This window comes from Paenibacillus lacisoli (assembly GCF_030580655.1).
In the GTDB taxonomy this organism is placed as follows: domain Bacteria; phylum Bacillota; class Bacilli; order Paenibacillales; family Paenibacillaceae; genus Paenibacillus; species Paenibacillus lacisoli.
In genome coordinates, this window is record NZ_JAUQTB010000006.1 from 65133 (window position 1) to 84495 (window position 19363).

The following is a 19363-nucleotide window of genomic DNA, read 5'->3' on the forward strand; positions in this document are numbered from 1 at the left end:
AGAGACAAGTAGGTCATCAGGCTGAGCAGCCTCGGCATACTTGTCCCCTGCATCAGCCACATACGGCAGAAAGGGGGAGGACGTATGCAGAACCGCAGCAGCAGCGATGTGCGCGGTATCGACGTATCCCATCATCAGGGAACCATTGATTGGGCGGCGGTGAGGGAGGACGGCATTACCTTTGCATTTGTTAAGGCGTCTCAGGGACAACGATTTATGGATCCGCAGTTCGTACGCAATGCACAAGAGGCTGCGCAGGCCGGATTGCTTACAGGTGCTTATCATTTCGTGGATGCGGTCAGCCAAAGTGAAGCGCGTCTTGAGGCCAGGCATTTTGCAGCTGTATTGCAGAGAGCGGGCGGTGCGGAGGCTTTTATGCTTCCACCTGTAATGGATTATGAGAACAATCCGGGCAGCTTGAAGCCGGACCAGATTACGGTGGTAGCGCTCGCTTTTCTTAGTGAATTAGAACAGCTGACCGGGCGCAGGCCCATTGTCTACACAGGGAATTCCTTTGCCGCTAATTTCGGCCCAGCGCTGGGTGCATATGATCTGTGGATCGCCCGGTACAGCAGCAGACCACCAACCGATACAACAGCCTGGCAATCCTGGAACTTCTGGCAGTACAGTGACAGCGGCCGTGTGGCGGGAATCCGGGGGAATGTCGACTTGAATGTCTATGACGGAACCGAGCAGCAGCTCCGATCCGCTTATATTACGAAGGAGGTATCACCGATGACGGCAGAAGAGAAGGCGGCTTTTGAAGCTCTGCAAAAACAGGTGGCCGAGCTGGAGAACAGCCGGGATGTGCTGAAGCAGGCCCTTCTGGAACAGGGGAATGTGATTAAGCAGCAGGCAGAGGCATTGGCTTCCCTGCAGGGCAGGCAGAGCATGAGAGTACCGGTGTGGGCTCAGGATGCCGTGAAGGCAGCAGCAGCTTTCAGCCCGGGAAGTCCGCTGGTCAACACGACAGAGAACAGCAGCTATGACTTTTACAGGTTCATGGTTGTTCTTTACCGCCTCGGACTGTTTGAGAAATAACGTGCAACGGCGGACAAGGGGAGGGGGTGACAGAAATGGCGAATGAGCTTCTCACAACGGTGCTTTCTTTTGCTTCCGTACTGGCGGTATTCGTAATGTCTCTGGTCCAGCTGGTCAAAACGACAATCAATGTACCCAAGCAGTGGATCCCGGCGATCGGCCTGGCCATTGGCTTGTTTGTAGGGTGGACCTCCTTTCCTTTCACGGATCTCGAGCTGGTCCCCCGCCTGTGGTCGGGAGGTTTGGCAGGCTTGGCGGCAACCGGACTGTTCGAATTGGCCTTTAACAAACGTTCCGGTATGAGTCAGGATGATCATGTTCAAAAACCGCCAGGCGCCTAACGGGTTTAGGATAATAACGGAGGTGCCTTATGTCATTGTTTATGACACTTGAAGATTGTTTATAGCAAAAATGAATACTTTAATAAAAAAACACTCTTGTCATCAAATACTTTTTATTGTAGAGTTACCATTACCAACCTATTATTGTTATTCCCCAAACGTTGTGTAGATTGATTCATGAATTAATATGTTACCTAATCTGACAAAATCCTACTACGATTCGAGCACTTCCACTCCCTAGCAGACGCAGACTTTATGACTGTTCTCTCTGCACCACCGATCTTGATCACCCTAATCCTACAAACTCTTCTTCGACCACTTTCAGATGTCCTTCTTCTTTCTAACTTTATATGAATATCCGTGCTTGAGCGCCGGTAGTCCGCCGCGTGCAGGCATGGTTTTTACATACCTTAATTCGATTGTTGTTCAACGGATGATTTCGGATCTCCGGTGAAAGCAAGGGATAGAGCCCTATATGATGTAAAGTCAATAATTCTGGTAACAACATGTTAAACACATATAAAATAAAATATCGGGCAGAGGAAGGGGATCGTTGCATGAGGAAATGGTTGAACGGCATGCTGATGCTGGCATTGGGCATGTCCATTGTACTGTCTGGCTGCGGAGAGAGCGGAGGAGGCAATACGTCAACATCACCGGAGAAGGATGACAGCAGCCAAAGCCAGGGTGAAACCGGCACAGCCAGTACCCAGGATACGCTTATCTTTGGACGGGGCGGGGATTCAGCTGCATTGGACCCGGCTATCGTTACAGATGGTGAATCGCTGAAGATTGGCCATCAGGTATTCGATTCTCTGCTGGAGTATAAGGAAGGTACAACGGAAGTTGCACCCGCCTTGGCCGAGAGCTGGGAGGTCACAGCTGATGGATTGACATACACCTTCAAGCTTCGCCAGGGTGTGAAATTCCATGATGGCACTGATTTTAATGCGGAAGCAGTCGTGTTTAACTTTAACCGCTGGAGTGACCCGAAGAGTTCTTATAAATTTGCGGGGGATTCGTTTGACTATTATGATTCGATGTTTGGTCCTGAAGGCAGCCGTGTCATCAAGGAAGTCACAGCAGTCGATCCAGCAACGGTTCAATTCACGCTGAACCAGCCGCAGGCGCCTTTCCTGCAGAACATTGCCATGACCTGCTTCGGAATCGCCAGCCCGCAGGCTATTAAGGATAAGAAGGAGAATTTCAAGAGCGAGCCAGTAGGAACCGGACCCTTCGTATTCAAGGAGTGGAAGCGTAATGATTCCATTACATTGGAGAAGAATCCGGATTACTGGAAGCAGGGGCTGCCGAAGCTGAACAAGGTGATTGTCCGCTCCATTCCGGACAACACAGCCCGTTTCAATGCACTGCAGAACGGTGAGATTGATCTGATGGAGGATTTAAACCCGGATGACCGACCTCTGCTGGAGAGTAACACAGAGCTGCAGAAGTTTGAACGCCCGTCTTTTAACGTGGCATATATCGGATTTAACATGAAGAAGAAACCGTTCGATAACCCTAAAGTCAGACAGGCCCTGAACCATGCTGTGAACAAGCAGGCGATTATCGACGCTTTCTTCGGCGGACAAGCCAAGCCGGCGGTTAACCCTATGCCTCCTTCCCTATGGGGGTACAACGAGAGTGTCCAGGATTATGACTACAATCTCGATACGGCCAAGAAGCTGCTGGCCGAGGCAGGGTACGCGAATGGGATTCCTGAGGAGCTGACCTTCTATGCGATGCCGGTATCCCGTCCATATATGCCGGATGGCAAGAAGGTGGCCGAAGCTATTCAGGCAGACTTTGAGAAGATCGGCGTGAAGGTCAGTATCCAGTCGCCGGAATGGGCGACCTATCTGGATGATACGAAGAACGGAGAGAAAGACGATATTTATATGATGGGGTGGACGGGTGACAATGGTGACCCGGACAACTTCCTGTATACATTGCTGGATAAGGATGCCATTCCGGGCAATAACCGCAGCTTTTATGTGAATGAGGAACTTCATAAGCTGCTGATCCAGGCACAGCAGGAGACCAGCCAGGACAAGAGGGCTGAACTCTACAAGCAGGCACAGGAGATCATTAAGAAGGATGCGCCCTGGATTCCGCTGGTGCATTCCACCCCACTCCTGGCAGGGAAAGCCAATGTGAAAGGCTACGTTCCATCCCCGACTGGTTCGGAATCGTATGCAGGTATTTATTTTGAATAGACTGTAAGTGTCTGACCCATTGAGCGCCGGTACCTGCCCGAGAGGGTTTCTCCGCTATTGAGAAGCCTGCGGACGGGATGCCGGCCTCTTCCATTTCGATGACAGGCAGGTGGAGGTTCGATGAATTTCTATATCGTCAAACGCATTTTCGTGCTGATCCCGGTTCTGCTCGGTATGACGCTAATCGTGTTCTCTATTATACATGCTATACCAGGTGATCCGGCTGAGACCATACTTGGACAAAAGGCGACAGAAGCCTCCAAGGAAGCGCTGCGCGAGCAGTTGGGTTTGAATAAGCCCTGGCTTCAGCAGTATGGCACCTATCTTGGAGAACTGGTGAGAGGCGATCTTGGGGAATCGATCCGCACTCGTGAACCGATTGCCCGGGAAATGCTGCCTTATCTTGCAGCGACGCTTGAACTGACGTTTGCCAGTATGCTGTTCGCTGTCGTCATCGGTGTGAATGCAGGGATCATCAGCGCCTGGAAACAAAATTCGTGGTTTGACTACACCAGTATGGTCATTGCGCTGGTTGGGGTGTCGATGCCGATCTTCTGGCTGGGACTGATGGAACAGTGGATATTCGCCAACAAACTGCATTGGCTGCCTTCCATTGGACGCATGAATGCGCGTGATCCTGTCGAGAGCGTTACCCATCTGGCTGTTGTTGATGCAATCATTAGCGGAAGATGGGATCAGGTATGGACCGTTATTAAGCACTTGATTCTGCCAAGCATTGCGCTGGGAACCATCCCTATGGCTGTTATTGCCCGGATGACACGCTCCAGTATGCTGGAGGTTATGAGCAACGACTATATTCGTACGGCAAGAGCAAAAGGGATGTCTCCTTTCCTGGTGGTCTATAAGCATGCGCTCAAGAATGCATTTATTCCGGTACTGACCGTGGTGGGATTGCAGACAGGAGCACTGCTGGGCGGAGCTGTGTTGACCGAGACCATCTTTGCCTGGCCGGGTATAGGCCGTTATATTTTTGAAGCAATCAGTTCAAGGGACTATCCTGTTATTCAGAGCGGCATTTTGGTGGTTGCCTTTATTTTTGTGTTTATCAACCTGATCGTTGATCTGATGTATGCCTTATTTGATCCCCGTATTCACTATCAGTGACTTGGGCGGCTGATGTATCCGGAAGTCCGGGTCATTTCAGAACTTATATTATATAGAAGGAAAATATTTAAGCCGCTTCTCTTGCATGCATATAGAAAAGGAGGATCTCGATGGCACAGGTATCCATGAATAACCAGGTACAGGTCAAGGAGCAGACCCAGAGGGTGTCGGGTCCGTGGCGGGACGCATGGCGGTCCTTCCGCCGCAACAAATCCGCTGTCGCAGGACTGACAGTTATTCTGATTTTTATTGTTCTGGCCCTGATTGCTCCGCTAATCGCTCCATATGATTACAAAGCCCAGGAGCTGGTACAGCGTTTAAAAGCTCCGGGTTCCACGCATTGGTTTGGTACAGATGATTTGGGGAGGGACCTGCTGTCCCGCACGCTGTATGGTGCCCGTATTTCGTTATGGGTCGGATTTCTGTCTGTCATCGGTTCTATCGCAGCAGGAACGGTACTCGGGATTGTGGCCGGATTTTATGGGAAATGGCTGGATATGCTGATCTCGCGTATATTTGATATTTTGCTCGCTTTCCCTGCGATTCTGCTGGCGATTGCGATTGTCGCGATTCTTGGCCCCTCCCTGCAGAACGCACTGTATGCGATTGCCATCGTGAATGTACCGACTTATGGCCGCCTGGTTCGTTCAAGGGTGCTCAGCTTGAAGAATGAGGAGTACATTACAGCAGCACGGGCGATTGGAGTTTCTGATATACGAATTTTGGCTAGACATATTTTTCCGCACACGCTGACACCGATTATTGTACAGGGAACGTTAGGGGTTGGTACGGCAATCATTGAGGCGGCGGCTCTCGGATTTCTGGGTATGGGTGCCCAGCCGCCCTCCCCGGAATGGGGAAAAATGCTGTCAGACTCCCGCCAATTTATCCAGCTTGCTCCGTGGACCGTATTCTTTCCGGGCATCTCCATCATGTTGACGGTGCTGGGCTTTAATTTGCTGGGTGATGGTTTGCGGGATGTATTAGACCCGAAATCGCAGCGGAAGTAATGGGGTACGGACTTTAATAGAGCGGTTACATCTGAGATCATATGGATGGATAACTGCAGCTGCTTTATGACCTGTGCAAAAATGTGTATAATCACTCCAATAGAGACAAATCAGCTATTTGCATGAAACCTGACAGTAACTTCCCATCAGCAGCATCACGGTATAAATATTAACATCATCGATATGCTGAATATGTGTGTAAGCCTAGATCTGTTACCGGATGGTTATGCAAAATGCGAAGTAGGAGTGGCATGATGACAATAAGTGAAAAGAGACAACACCGGCAGCACCCGGAGCAGACACGAAGTGATGCTACCCGTGCGGCCTATGAGAGAGATTACTCCAGACTAATTCATTCCCCTACGTTCCGGCGCCTGCAGGGTAAATCACAGGTGTTTGGCGCCGGTACCGGTGACTATTACCGTACACGTCTAACCCATTCGCTGGAGGTTGCCCAGATTGCCCGGGAAGCTGCAAGAAGCCTGATTCGCTTGTATCCTGATATTGACCTGTCTCGTGCAGCCAATCCGGGGCTTGTGCTGGATTCCGAAGTGGTCGAATGTGCGGCGATTGCCCATGATTTTGGCCATCCTCCTTTCGGGCACAAGGGGGAAGAAGTTCTGGACGGGATACTGGACCGTCTGGTGGAAGAGAAGGTGAAGGAAGCGTTCCAGGGGAAACAGCCGACACCTCAGGAGATTTTGGATGTTCAGGCAAAGGTCCGAAGCAAATATGAACATTTTGAAGGCAATGCTCACAATTTCCGTCTGATCATGTTCCTGGAAAAGCGGGAGAACATCGATGGATTGAATCTGTCGGACGCTGTTCTCCTCGGTATCAATAAATATCCGTATTCCGGTATGGTCAGTAAGAAAGGCATGTATCGGCATGAATGGGAGTATATTTCGCATATCCGTGATGAATGGGGGATACCGGCAGGTAAAAAGACGCTCGAAGCGCAGTTAATGGATCTGTGCGACGATATTGCCTATTCTGCTCATGACCTGGAAGACGGAATCAAGGCCGGCAAGATTGAGGTTCACGAGCATTTTCTGTTTGATCCTCACCTGAACCGCCTGATTGTAGAGAAAATTATGACGCTGGAGGACAGCTTTTGGAAGGGCTGGGACGAACTCCAGATTCAGCATAAGGTTCAGAACGTGCTGGAAGCATTTCTTAAGGTATGGAATGAGAAAATGCCGGTATGCGAGCAGGATTATTCCCGGACACGGCGCGAAGTGAAAGGGCATTGGGTGAGCTTGTTCGCCAACAGCCTGGGCGTGCTGGACGAAGGGGATTGGAAGAAGGTGACCTTTGTCCGCGAAGGCGCCGAGGACGTGGATATGCTCCGTACTGTCAGTGTATTGAAAAGTTTTGCCTGGGTAACGATGATTAAAGATATGAGGGTGCAGCGGCTCCAGAAACGAAGTGAGTGGATGATTCGCAGGCTCTGGGGAGCCTTCCTGGATCCGGCTACCTCGAAGTCCATTATTCCAACCGACTGGCTGCAGCGGTATGAGCGGGATCAAGCCCAAGCCCGGCCGATCTGGACATGGGAGCATATGGTGATTGATTACATTGCAGGTATGACCGATGCTTATGCGGAGAAAATCTACAATGAACTCTACGGTCTCAAGGTAGGATCGATTTATGATGTGGATTAGAAGCAGGGAAGCAGCCGATGTCGGCTGTTTTTTTGTGTACGCTTTATAGCTTTCATAATACGCATACTGTAGTGAAGCAGATGAACAAGTTATGAAGCAGGAGAAGCAATTGTAGAAATAGGACAATATTATAGTAATAAATTTTTTTGGACGGGAGTGTAGGGATGACAACATTGAATTTGGGTATTCTTGATCTTGTCCCGGTACAAGCGGGTGTAAGCGCGGAGCAGGCAGTACAGCAAGCCGCCGAATTGGCTGTCAAAGGGGAGGAGTGGGGATACCAGCGTTACTGGACCTCTGAACATCATGACCTCGAATCCTTGGGATCAGCAAGCCCGGAGGTGCTGCTTGCCCACATTGGTGCACGCACCAGCCGGATTATGCTGGGTTCAGGCGCTGTTCTGCTTCCGCATTACAGCCCGCTGAAGGTAGCAGAATGGTTCCACCTGCTGTCTGCTCTCTATCCGGGCAGAGTGGAACTGGGACTTGGACGTGCTCCCGGGGGAAAAGCCCATGCTTCCATGGCGCTCAGTGGAAATTTCCTGCAGCATGTAGCTGAATTTCCCCAATCGCTGCGTGCTGTGATGGAGCTGCTCGAGGGAACCTACACCTATGAAGATGTGCCCGTCCATGCAACACCGAGTCCGCGTACTCCGCCGGTGCCCTGGCTGCTCGGTACCAATGTCAAGAGTGCTGCTTATGCAGCCGAATTCGGCACGGGCTATGTGTTCGGGCATTTTATGAGTGAGACAGACGGTGCGGAAGCCGTTCATCAATACCGAGGACAGTTCCAGCCCTCTTCCATGATGGAGGAGCCCCGGGTGATCGTGGCAGCAGCTCTGTATTGCGCCCGCACTGAAGCCGAAGCGAAAGAGACAGCAGCACGTGCCGCAGCAAGCATGAACGCAGACCCGCAGGGGCAGGGGCCTGAGGGTTATCCGGTTAGCTGGATTGTCGGTAATGCAGAACAGGCAGCTGAGCAGCTGAACGTGCTGGCTGGTCAATTCAAAACCGATGAGCTGCTGATCGTAACCACCCCTTTTGACCACAAGGAGCGACTTCAATCCTATCGTCTTCTGGCACAAACCCTTATTGGAAAATGATGTCGGCAATGGTACATTATAAAGGAGAGAGGGTAGTTCCTTTGAACCATTTTTTGGATGTTGGTCAGGAATAAGAAACGGGTTTATTTCTGTCATTTTTAAACAGGGAAGGGAAGGTGGGATTCATAAGATCCAGCTAATCAAAAATGTATAAATAGCCGAAAAAATAAATAGAGAAATGAATCGATCCTGGCCAAATTTTAGCGTGATGTGATACATGCTGTTGGTGACAGCAGCCTGCGGCCGCAGTAAAACACTTAGCTCGATACATGCTGATGAAGGCCGTAATCATCATTTATTCTTTATGCTGAATTGGGATCAGATTCCTACATAATTATGCTTGGCACCCGTTGTTCAGGTGGGATGTTATGCCTACATACAAAAAAATACAGACAGGGCATCTTTAACCCAAGCGCAAGGCTCCGGTTCCATTGAATCAAAAAAAGGATTTGTCTCAGGGGGAGATGGTATTAATGAAATTCGCTAAGGGGAGCAAGAAACTGGACAATCGTAACCGTTTATCCTGGTTTGATGTTCGTCAAAGTGTGGGCCGGCAAATCGGGATCTTGTTTGGCATTCTGGTGGCTTGTCTTATTGTGCTGGGAGCGGTTACGCTCATCCGGATGAACGAGATGAGGGACAATACCCGGAATATTGCGGACACATGGATGCCTGGTATTGAACAGATTAATAAAATTCATTACGACATGGAGCATGTGCTGACTCTCAGTTATCGTCACTTTGAAGGCGAATCGGCTGATATCAAATCGAAGATTATGGATGAACGCACCTCGACCATCCGTGATTTGGTACAGACGTTCAAGGAATATGGCTCCCGATTGTATTCTTCAGAAGAACAGCAGCATTTTGATTCACTGAAGAATAAATGGAACGAATATATGATTGTCAATCAGCAGGCCATCAACCTGAGCGAACAGGGGCAGGGTGAACTGGCGGCAGAGGTGGCCAGGAAGGGAACGGCAGCCTTTGATACGATACAGGATGATCTGAATTTTCTGATTGATTATAATCACAAAATGGCAGCGTCGGACCGAAACGGAGTATTCAACAGCTTTGAGACCGGTCGGTGGACGTTAATGATAGGTGTGCTGACGGTCATTATCCTGACCATACTGGCTAATCTGCTCGTCCGCCGTTCGATTGTACGCCCACTGGTGCGTGTAACATCCGCTGTTCAGGTCATGGCTGAAGGTAATCTGGCTGAAGGGGACATCATAGTCAAGCGACGGGATGAGATTGGTATTCTGGCTTTAGCTATGAATGATATGAAGCGCAATCTGGCACAGATGGTTACAGCGATTTCGAGGACGTCGAGAACTCTGAACCGCCGCAGTGGTGAGCTGGTTGTTATGCTTGGCGAGACGAAGCATGGCAGTGAACAAATTGCGGTTACGATGGAGGAGATTGCTCGTGGAGCAGAGTCGCAGGCGCAGACGGCTGTGGATTCTGCCCAGGCGGTTAGTGAGCTGAACACGTATATCAAAGATCATTCAAGCCGGGGAGAACAGATGCGCAGCACCTCTCAGGAAATCATGCGTGCCGGCGAACAAGGGAAAGCTTCAATGGATCATGCCGTAAGGCAGATGCGAATCATCGCGGATATTGTCTCTGACTCTATGGACAAGGTGATGGAGCTGGATCAGAAGAATGCCAGTATCGATAAACTCGTACAGGTCATTCAGGACATCGCCCGTCAGACCAACCTGCTGGCTCTAAACGCAGCGATTGAAGCTGCCCGGGCCGGCGAGAGCGGACGCGGTTTCGCTGTCGTTGCTGGCGAAGTGCGCCAGCTGTCTGAAGCCGTGCAGCGATCGGTCCAGGAAATTACGACGATGACAGCCAGTATTCAACATGACTCCAAGCTGGTGGTTGAGTCCCTGCAGACCGGTGTGGTTCAGAGTGAGCAGGGGCGTGTACAGATGGAGTCTACCGGACAAGCCTTTGGCGTTATCGCAGGTTCCTTGGACGAAATGGACAGCATGATTGGAGCGTTAACCTCCAATCTGGCACAGATGGAGGAAGCCAGTGAGCGGATGAATGAGTACAGTCAGATGATTTCGGCCGTCTCGGAGCAGGCTGCAGCCGGAGTTGAGGAGGCGTCAGCCTCTGCAGAAGAGCAGGTAGGATCTCTGGAAAGTGTAACGGTCCAGATTCAAGAGCTGAAAGAGATGGCCGAGGAGCTTCAGGCCTCGGTCTCCAGATTCAAGCTGGATTAAGCTGCGGGTAAAAGCCGGTACAAAGGATGGAGATGACGAGCATGACAGACAGCATACCCGGTGAAGCGGCAGAACAGCTTCCCCATGTATACATTCATAACAGCCATGAAACAGAACAGGATTTATGCCGGCTTGAACTGCAATCGTTATTTGGTCCTGCGGGGAAAAATGAAATCATGGTTGTCTCAGACCGCCGGGTGGATCCGGACATAAGTCCGTTTATCCGGCTAAGGCTGGACCCCCTGCTGTCTGCGGGTTCCTTGGAGCAGCTGAGGGAGCTGACGGCCCGCCTTAGTGTTCCGGAGGGCCAGACCTTTAAATTAATGTGTATCAAAGAAGCCGTGCCGCTGGATTATGAAGCCCAGCGCTGGGCTGAAAGTGTCCTTGGAAGCAGCATACAAGGGACTGCCCGGATGAAGGATCCCGATCTCGTATTTGGACTCGTTCATACGGGCGGCGAATGGCTTCTCGGGGTTTGTGTATTCAGTTCAAGAGACTACCGGAAGCACCGCCATAAGCCTCATAATTATTCAACAGGGCTTAGTGTCGAGATGGCTCGATCTCTCGTTAATATTGCTGTTCCAAATCCTAATAAAATCACCTTAATCGATCCCTGCTGCGGGATGGGCAACGTACTGATCGAGGCATTGTCTATGGGAATAAACATTCACGGAAATGAATGGAACCCGGCTGCCTACCGCGGCGCAGTCAAGAACCTGGAGCACTTTGGTTACAGCCGAGAACGTGTTCAGTGCGGAGACATGAATGACCTTCAGGAGTCCTACGATGCAGCTATTCTGGACCTGCCATATAACCTGTGCTCGCTGATTGAAGATACTGCCCAGCTGAACATGCTGAGGAGCCTGCGCAGGATGGCCAAAAGAGCTGTCGTAGTAAGTACAGCCGATATGGATCAGAGTCTGCAAGAGACGGGTTGGCAGGTGACTGGGGGCTGCAGCGTAAGGAAGGGAACCTTCGAGCGGTTGGTTCGGGTATGTGAATAATTGGTCCTGGAAAAGGCCGTGCGTGTGCAGACAAGAACTGCGGCGCACGGCCTTTGATTTTGGAGTTTCATTCGTTCAAAGATAACGTTTACAAATAACGGATACTGCTTAATCTGGAAATTATTCCTTGTCATGATTTGCATTAATCTCTCCCCCGGAGTAATCTGTTAGGAAAGTAGGGTTTACGTACATTTTCCTCCGGCAACACTGATTGGAAAAGGAGGGGACCAAGATGACACAGGAGTATCAATCCATGCGGATAGACCAGGAAAGATTGTTTACTGCGATCCGTCTTCCGAGTGCATGGAAGCAGGAACTGTACACCTGGACAATGACCCACAGGCCGTCGTTGAATTTTGCAAAATGGGTAGATCCTGAAGATTACCACATTACTTTACAATTTTTAGGAGATGTGCCTCTTGAACGGATTCCGCTTCTGGTCGAAAAGCTGCAGGAAGCTGCCAAGGAACGGGATTCCTTTGTGCTTCATCTGGGTGAAACAGGTTTTTTTGGTAGAAAAGAATTTCCCCGTATTTTATGGAGAGGGATAAAAGGAGAGATTCAGCCTCTGACCGTGCTCTATGAAGATATCGTTTCTCTGACTTCTGATTTAGGATATCAGCCGGAAGACCGCCCTTACCGGCCGCATATTACACTGGCCCGCAAATACAAGTCAGACCAGCCTGTTTCGCCGGATTTTGGAGCTGGAGAGGTGTCTTTAACAGAGGAATGGGAGGTCGGTGAATTCGTCCTTTTTGCGACAAGAATGGGGAAACAGCCGATGTACCAAGTTATTGAAGCATTTCCATTTCACAGATGAACGGCTTGATTTCTGTGTGAACTTAGTGATATATTTGACCCCGTTATTCAAAAGACGCATTTTGGGTTACATAATTCTAGGTGTGTGTCTGATAACAGGAGGAAAGATATGGATATCATTAGAGAGAATCGCTGGTTTGCGCCTCTTCTGGGCGTAATCATGGTGTGTATTATGGGGGTTAGCCTGGTAGCACAGGCCCAAAATAAAAAGCAAGAATCTGCATCAAACGAAAAACTGGTCGCACTGGAGACATCGGTTCATGCGCCATTCACAGCTACTTCTACCCAGCAGGAGAGGACAGGCTCTGCCGTCAGCTCGGAAATGTTGAAAAAAAGAAGCTTGTTAAAGACATCCTTTACAGCTACAGCGTTCAATTACCCGATGACGAAGCAAGTGGTGGCTGCACCTGCAACCAAAGCAGTCCCACAAACCAAGAGCAAGACAGCTGCGGCTTCGCACCAGCCCAAGGCAGCTGTTCCAACGGTCGCCAAGGCCGATCTTACCATCCCCCCAAAAACGATCTTCTTTACGCGGACCCGGCTGCTGAGTCCGGCTGACCATGCTCAGTCTACCCGCAGTTACAATGTGTCCCCTAAAGAACTGCTGATGCTGCAAAAAATTGTTATGGCAGAAGCGGAAGGCGAACCGTACGAAGGCAAAGTGGCAGTTGCCAATGTTGTCTTAAACCGGCTGCGGTCAGCCAATTTTCCCGACACGATCAAAGATGTAATATATCAAAGAGCCCAGTTCAGCCCGGTGGCCAATGGACGTTTTAACCGTGTGACGCCGAATAAGGATTCAATTCGTGCTGCCGCGGAAGCGCTGAATGGACGCAAGGAAGTGCCGGATACGACTTATTATTTTTTGTCATTGACGCTGGCAGATGATTTGTATGTGCACCGTCACCAGACGCTGGTCAAGCAGATTGGGCATCATACGTTTTATAAATAGTTTTATAGATTGATTGGCTAGGTTTTATTTGTTATGAAATTCTGCCGCTCCTTGTGCAGTCCTTCGCTATATTTGGGTAAAAGAATATAGAGGAGGTGCTGATCCGTATGAAGATTACGTATTATGGACATTCAGCCATGCTGGTTGAAGGCGCTGGAAAGAAAGTTATAATCGATCCTTTTTTAACAGGAAACCCGGCGGCATCGACTCGGGCTGAAGATATTGAGGCGGATGCTGTTGTGCTTACTCATGGACACTCCGACCACTTTGGTGATTGTATTGAAATCGCCAGAAATAACGACTGTCCGATTATTGCGGTCTTCGAATTGGCTGAATACTGCCGTACTCAAGGCGTTAAAGTTCATCCGATGAACATCGGCGGCGGCTATCTATTTGATGGATTTAAGGTGAAATATACGCTGGCCTTCCACAGCTCAGCGCTTATGGTGGAGGACAAGCCGCTGTATCTGGGTGAACCTGGAGGCGTGCTGCTGACGATGGATAACCAGACCTTCTTCCATGCCGGAGATACCGCACTTTTCAGTGACATGCGGCTGATCGGAGAGACGAACAGCATTGACGCTGCGGCACTGCCGATTGGTGACAATCTGACAATGGGACCCGAGGATGCGCTGATGGCGGCAAAATGGCTGCAGGCCAAGCGAACAATTCCGGTACACTATAACACCTTTCCTGAAATTCAGCAGGACGGGAATCTCTTTTGTGACCGTCTTCGACAGGCTGGCATGGAAGGGTTGGCGTTACGTCCCGGACAAAGCATTGAGTTCTGACCTGTACTCGGAGAGTTCTTGTCGAAGAACATAAAAATAGATCATTCTTCAATGGGTGCTATTATATAGAAGATAGATATACAAAGAGAGCTCTATCCCTGCGGGAATAGAGCTCTCTTTGTATATGAAATGGATGGGATTCATGAAGATCTAGGTTGCGGGTGACATATCTCGACCAGCGGCAATAAGCGGACGCTCATTGACGGTATGAGACAGCAGTTCTGCAACCGTCCGACAGCAGATTTCGGGATTGTAGCGGTGGTGGCCGGCAAGCATGCTCCGGAGTGGACGCTGCTGCTCCAGCTGCTTGTATTGGGAGCTGAGCTGGTTAAACCAACGTTCCACAACTTCTTCAGAGTGCATGACTTCACCAAATCCATTCTGTACGAAATACTCGCAGTTCTCTTCTTCCTGCCCAGGTATTGCTGGTGCAAACAGCATGGGGATGCCTTTGGCCATAGCCTCTGTACAGGTCATTCCGCCCGGCTTGGTAACCAGCAGATCCGAGACATCCATCAGCTTGCTGATCTCGGGGGTATAACCCAGAATATGAATGTTCGGATGACGGAAGCGGGGATTGTCCTGTAATTTTTGTACGAGTTTGACATTGCTGCCCATACAGAAGATCAGTTGTATTTTGTCGCTCCAGGCGGCGATCTTGTTCATGATTTCTTCCTTGAACAACAGCCCCCAGCCACCTCCCATGATCAAGGCAGTCGGCATAGCCTTCAGCGAGAACTGACGCCGGATTTCTCCGGGATCGCAGCTCTCCCAGAATTCCGGATGCACTGGAATGCCGGTAACCTGGATGCGGTCGCTGTGGACTCCGCGGCTGCGGAGCAGGCTGCTGACCTTAGGAGTTGAGACAAGATATTGATTAACCTCCGGATTAATCCATGTTCCGTGGGCATCATAATCGGTAATTAGGGTATACAGCGGAACCTCCAATCCATGACGCTTCAGGCGGGATACCACTACATTCGGAAAAGGATGAGTGCAGATAATAACGTCCGGACGCAGCTGGCGGATGACCTGCGCTGCATGAGTATAGAAGATCCTGTGCAGGGCAAGTTGTGTAAGGCCGTTCAGCGATTTGCTGTACTGTTTGCGGTACAGCATGCCGACAAGCCTTGGCTGTACGCTGACGGTCTTGCGGTATGCCGACAGGATCAGGGGACCGACGGTCGGATTCAGGAAATTCCCCAATTCGATGACCCGGGTCTGAATATCGGGATACAGCTTCTTCATTCCTTCTGCCAGTCCATAAGCTGCACGTGTATGTCCCGTGCCGAAGCCTTCTGACAGCAGCAGGATTCGTTTCTTGCGCATCATAGCACCTACTTTGCTCATTTAAATCATTCGGGTAAAACCCTATTATCAAAATTCATATGTCCATGAAAATACGTCACGGAGACAATCTCTTAATATCATACGTAAGACCGGGTGGAAAGATTTCAAGCTCTTACCAAATTGTATAGACGAATTGAACTTTACTCAACCCTGCAAGTGTAACATTTTAAATATATGGTCGATAGTCTATTGGAAAAAAATGAATAAAAACGCTTTTGACAGGAGGAATTAGGACTGCTTCGGGATCCGCAGCCTGCTGGACCAGCAGCGCGTCCATGATATGCAGATTAAAACATAAAATTTGAAGCGAACCTGTTGCTTCCCGGCAGTGAAAGTGGTAAAGTGAGAAATGACCGAATGACCGGATTTGAATTATGGTCATAACTGATACGAGGAGGAGAGTGTCTTGACCGTGGTTGACCGCCGATCGCAAGTTCTGAAGGCCGCCTCCCAATCCTTCGCATTGTTCGGATACAAGGCGACTACGATGGAGCAGGTAGCCAAGATTGCGAATGTCGGCAAAGGAACCATCTATACCTTTTTTACGAACAAGGAAGAGTTATTTGATGAAATTCTCCGCAGTCTCATTCTGGAGATGAAGAGGATTGCGGAAGCTCAGATTAGCCATGACAGGCCGTTCTTCGATAACCTGTTCCGGGTTCTGGATGCCCTGCTCGAATTCAGAACGGAACATGAACTGTTCATCAAGCTGATGCAGGAAGTCCGTGATTTCGGAACCGCCCAGGCTGTTGAGGGACTGTACAAAGTGGAAGAGGCGATTGCAGGCTATATCGAGCAGGAGATCCGGCTTGCCCTGGAACGCCAGGAGATGAAGCCGTGTGACCCACAGGTGGTGTCGTATGTGCTGCTCAAGCTGTATGTAACCCTGACGACTGACTGGAGTCGGAAGCATGTGCCTCTGACCCAGGAGCAGATTCGCAACTATCTGCAGCTTTTTGTAATGGACGGACTGGCAGCTGCGCCCGCCCTTGACTCCGAATGACAGGAGTGGTGAGCAGCTTTTTTTATGCCCTGAACTGACCGTTTGGTTATTCTGGTCATTGAGTTTTGAACGAAAGGCATTTTCCACGGACTGTATATAAAAAAGAGCAGAACAGTTCGATTAATAGGAGCAGTGTGGAGCATCTACATCATGATGAGGTGCAAATAGAGATCACCATTAAGGAGAGAGAAACCACCATGAAGTCGTTATCCGTGTTTTTCAAGGATCTGGGGACAGCCGTGAAAAACCCGAAGGTGCTGATTCCGATCATTGCCATTATGTTTATCCCGATTATCTACAGCGGTATTTATCTGGCCGCCTTCTGGGACCCTTACGGTCATCTGGACCGTCTTCCCATCGCGGTCGTTAATCAGGACCAGGGCGCCGAGCTTGAAGGCAAGCAGCTGCATGTAGGTGAAGACCTGGTCAAGGAACTGAAAGACAATAAGGAATTTGATTGGCAGTTTGTCTCGAAGGATCAGGCTCGTAAAGGTATGAAAGACAACAAATACTACATGACCATCACCATCCCAGAGAATTTCTCGACTCAGGCTACGACACTGATGGATGATGAGCCGAAGCCAGCCGAGCTGGTCTATGAGCCTAATGCAAGCTACAACTTTGTGGCATCCCAGATTGGCAACAGCGCCATCAAGGAAATTCGTGCCAAAGTTTCTTCCAAAGTAACGGAAGCTTATGCGGACAGTCTGTTGGACCAGGTATCCAAACTGTCGGACGGTATTGCGAAGGCTGGTGAAGGCGCAGGTGAGCTTCATTCCGGTGCCGGCGATCTGGATGAGGGTGCAGCCACGCTTAAGGAAAATCTGGCGAAGCTGGCCAACGGCACACTGGAGCTGAAAGACGGCCTCAGTCCGTTAACGAAGGGGGTCAGTGAACTGCACAGCGGAGCTTCCCGCCTGAAGCAGGGCAGCAGTGACCTCAGCAGCGGTCTTGGCCAGCTGCAGGCTGCCGGAACCAAGCTGGCGGCAGGTGCTGATCAGGCTTCCGAGGGCAGCGGCAAGCTGGTTGACGGCCTGCAGGGCTCCCTGGATGGAGCGAAGAAGCTCAATCAGGGGCTGGTCTCCTCTGAGGCTGGCAGCGAGCGTCTGCTCGTTGGCCTGCAGTCCGCAGAGGATGGCAGTGCGAAGCTGTCTGCAGGCCTGCAGTCTTCTGAGCAGGGCAGCGCCAAGCTCGAAAGCGGCCTGGCTTCGGCAGCGGATGCCAGCGGCCAGGTTGCCGACGGGGCGAAGGGCGTAGCCGACGGGCTGAAGCAGCTGGCTCAGGCGAGCCCTGAGCTGGCGCAGAATCCGGCCGTGCAGAAGCTGCTCCAAGCCAGCGAAGCGGTGGCTCAAGGCAGCGCGAAACTGCACGACGGCCAGCAGCAGCTGGCCCAAGGTGCAGCGGCGCTGCATGATGGCCAGCAGCAGCTGGTACAGGGCGCAGCGGCGCTGCATGACGGCCAGCAGCAGCTGGTGCAGGGCGCAGCGGCGCTGCATGACGGCCAGCAGCAGCTGGTGCAGGGCAGCAGCCAGCTCGCAGCCGGCCAGCAGCAGCTGGTGGACGGTGCGAAAAGCCTGCAAAGCGGCCAGAATCAGTTGAGCGCCGGGCTGAAGCAGTTCAATGCCAAGCTGGGCGAAGCGGCCCAAGGCGGTCAGCAGCTGGCCCAAGGTGCCGGCCAGCTCGATAACGGCTCCAGCCAGCTTCTGGCAGGTGTCAACAAGCTGAGCAGCGGTGTTACTACACTGGCGGATGGTTCCGTTAAGCTGGACGATGGCGCCGGCAAGCTGAAAGAGGGCATCGACAAGATTAATGACGGTTCTAATGAGCTGGCATACAAATTGAACGATGCGGCAGACCGGGCAAGCATTAATAAGACCGATGCGATGGTTGATATGTTCGCTGATCCGGTTCAGACAGCCGAGAATACCAGCGAGAAGGTTCCGAACTATGGTACGGGTCTGACACCTTACTTTATGTCTCTCGGTCTGTTTGTCGGGGCGCTGATTTCAACCATCGTTCTGAAAGTGCGTGAATCTTCCGTACCGGAAGCTTCCGGATGGAATCTGTTCGTTAGCCGGACGTTCGCCTTCGGCGGTATGGCCTTGTTCCAGTCGCTGATTCTTACTACCATTATCCTGTATGGACTTGGACTTGAGGTTCAGAGCGTTCCATTATTTTATCTGTACACCTTCCTGGTGAGCCTGGCGTTCATCTTCCTGGTGCAAATGCTCGTAACCTGGTTCGATATGCCAGGCCGGTTCATCGTCATTCTGGCACTTACCTTCCAGCTGGCAACCAGCGGTGGTACGTTCCCGATTGAGTTGATTCCGGATTGGCTGAAACCGCTGAGTCCGCTTCTCCCGATGACCCACAGTATTCTGGGTTACAAGAGCGTGATCTCGACAGGTGATTACAGTGTGATGTGGCATCAGGCAGGTATTCTGGCGATCTACGGCGGGGTATCCATTGTACTGACTGCATTGTATTTCCTGTTTAAAGGTAAAAAAAATCAAAAGGCGCAGGCTGCTGAAACGGCCGCCGTCTAATCGAAGCGTCTTCTGGAATTGCAAAGTCCGTCTGCCCTCGGGGCAGGCGGATTTTTGTATAATAGAGACAGCGTGCGGAGAGAAGACATATAACAACCTGCTGCATGGAATGATTAATTATAGATAAGTCAGAATAAAAATACGTTATTTTACCGCATTTA

The 19363-nt window shown here is 50.6% G+C and carries 15 protein-coding genes; 14 read left to right on the forward strand and 1 reads right to left on the reverse strand.

Annotation, left to right across the window (positions count from 1 at the left end; all coding sequences use genetic code 11):
• Positions 1 to 84: 84 nt before the first annotated feature.
• From Q5741_RS12265 to Q5741_RS12320, 12 genes are all read left to right on the forward strand, one after another.
• On the forward strand, positions 85 to 1041 hold the full coding sequence (locus tag Q5741_RS12265) for a glycoside hydrolase family 25 protein (RefSeq protein ID WP_305024382.1): 957 nt from the start codon (positions 85 to 87) through the stop codon (positions 1039 to 1041).
• A 35-nt stretch (positions 1042 to 1076) separates the two neighbouring features.
• Positions 1077 to 1382 (forward strand): holin, encoded by a 306-nt coding sequence (locus tag Q5741_RS12270; RefSeq protein ID WP_305024383.1) that lies wholly within the window; start codon positions 1077 to 1079, stop codon positions 1380 to 1382.
• Between the two features lie 557 nt (positions 1383 to 1939).
• Positions 1940 to 3598 carry an ABC transporter substrate-binding protein gene (locus Q5741_RS12275; RefSeq protein ID WP_305024384.1) on the forward strand — a complete coding sequence of 553 codons (1659 nt, stop codon included), beginning with the start codon at positions 1940 to 1942 and terminating at the stop codon, positions 3596 to 3598.
• Positions 3599 to 3718: 120 nt separating this feature from the next.
• A complete protein-coding gene (locus tag Q5741_RS12280; protein WP_305024385.1) occupies positions 3719 to 4723 on the forward strand; it encodes an ABC transporter permease in 1005 nt (334 codons plus the stop codon).
• Positions 4724 to 4833: 110 nt separating this feature from the next.
• Positions 4834 to 5733 (forward strand): nickel transporter permease, encoded by a 900-nt coding sequence (nikC, locus tag Q5741_RS12285; protein ID WP_305024386.1) that lies wholly within the window; start codon positions 4834 to 4836, stop codon positions 5731 to 5733.
• Between the two features lie 254 nt (positions 5734 to 5987).
• Positions 5988 to 7397 carry a deoxyguanosinetriphosphate triphosphohydrolase family protein gene (locus Q5741_RS12290; protein WP_305024387.1) on the forward strand — a complete coding sequence of 470 codons (1410 nt, stop codon included), beginning with the start codon at positions 5988 to 5990 and terminating at the stop codon, positions 7395 to 7397.
• Between the two features lie 164 nt (positions 7398 to 7561).
• Positions 7562 to 8500 carry an MsnO8 family LLM class oxidoreductase gene (locus tag Q5741_RS12295; RefSeq protein WP_305024388.1) on the forward strand — a complete coding sequence of 313 codons (939 nt, stop codon included), beginning with the start codon at positions 7562 to 7564 and terminating at the stop codon, positions 8498 to 8500.
• Between the two features lie 473 nt (positions 8501 to 8973).
• Entirely contained in the window at positions 8974 to 10737 is a 1764-nt protein-coding gene (locus Q5741_RS12300; RefSeq protein WP_305024389.1) for a HAMP domain-containing methyl-accepting chemotaxis protein, read from the forward strand.
• A gap of 41 nt (positions 10738 to 10778) precedes the next feature.
• Complete coding sequence (locus Q5741_RS12305; protein WP_305024390.1) at positions 10779 to 11741, forward strand: TRM11 family SAM-dependent methyltransferase; 963 nt, start codon at positions 10779 to 10781, stop codon at positions 11739 to 11741.
• 232 nt (positions 11742 to 11973) lie between these two features.
• Positions 11974 to 12561, forward strand: coding sequence for an RNA 2',3'-cyclic phosphodiesterase (thpR, locus tag Q5741_RS12310; protein ID WP_305024391.1), 588 nt, complete (start codon positions 11974 to 11976; stop codon positions 12559 to 12561).
• A 108-nt stretch (positions 12562 to 12669) separates the two neighbouring features.
• Complete coding sequence (locus Q5741_RS12315) at positions 12670 to 13512, forward strand: cell wall hydrolase (RefSeq protein ID WP_305024392.1); 843 nt, start codon at positions 12670 to 12672, stop codon at positions 13510 to 13512.
• Positions 13513 to 13619: 107 nt separating this feature from the next.
• Positions 13620 to 14303: a metal-dependent hydrolase gene (locus Q5741_RS12320; RefSeq protein ID WP_305024393.1), complete on the forward strand. Its 684-nt coding sequence runs from the start codon at positions 13620 to 13622 to the stop codon at positions 14301 to 14303.
• Positions 14304 to 14453: 150 nt separating this feature from the next.
• Here the strand turns inward: Q5741_RS12320 and Q5741_RS12325 are convergent, their stop codons facing one another.
• A complete protein-coding gene (locus Q5741_RS12325; RefSeq protein ID WP_305024538.1) occupies positions 14454 to 15632 on the reverse strand; it encodes an MGDG synthase family glycosyltransferase in 1179 nt (392 codons plus the stop codon).
• 427 nt (positions 15633 to 16059) lie between these two features.
• On the opposite strand from Q5741_RS12325, the gene Q5741_RS12330 reads away from it, so the two are divergent.
• Entirely contained in the window at positions 16060 to 16656 is a 597-nt protein-coding gene (locus tag Q5741_RS12330) for a TetR/AcrR family transcriptional regulator (RefSeq protein WP_305024394.1), read from the forward strand.
• A 197-nt stretch (positions 16657 to 16853) separates the two neighbouring features.
• A complete protein-coding gene (locus Q5741_RS12335) occupies positions 16854 to 19202 on the forward strand; it encodes a YhgE/Pip domain-containing protein (RefSeq protein WP_305024395.1) in 2349 nt (782 codons plus the stop codon).
• Positions 19203 to 19363: the final 161 nt, after the last annotated feature.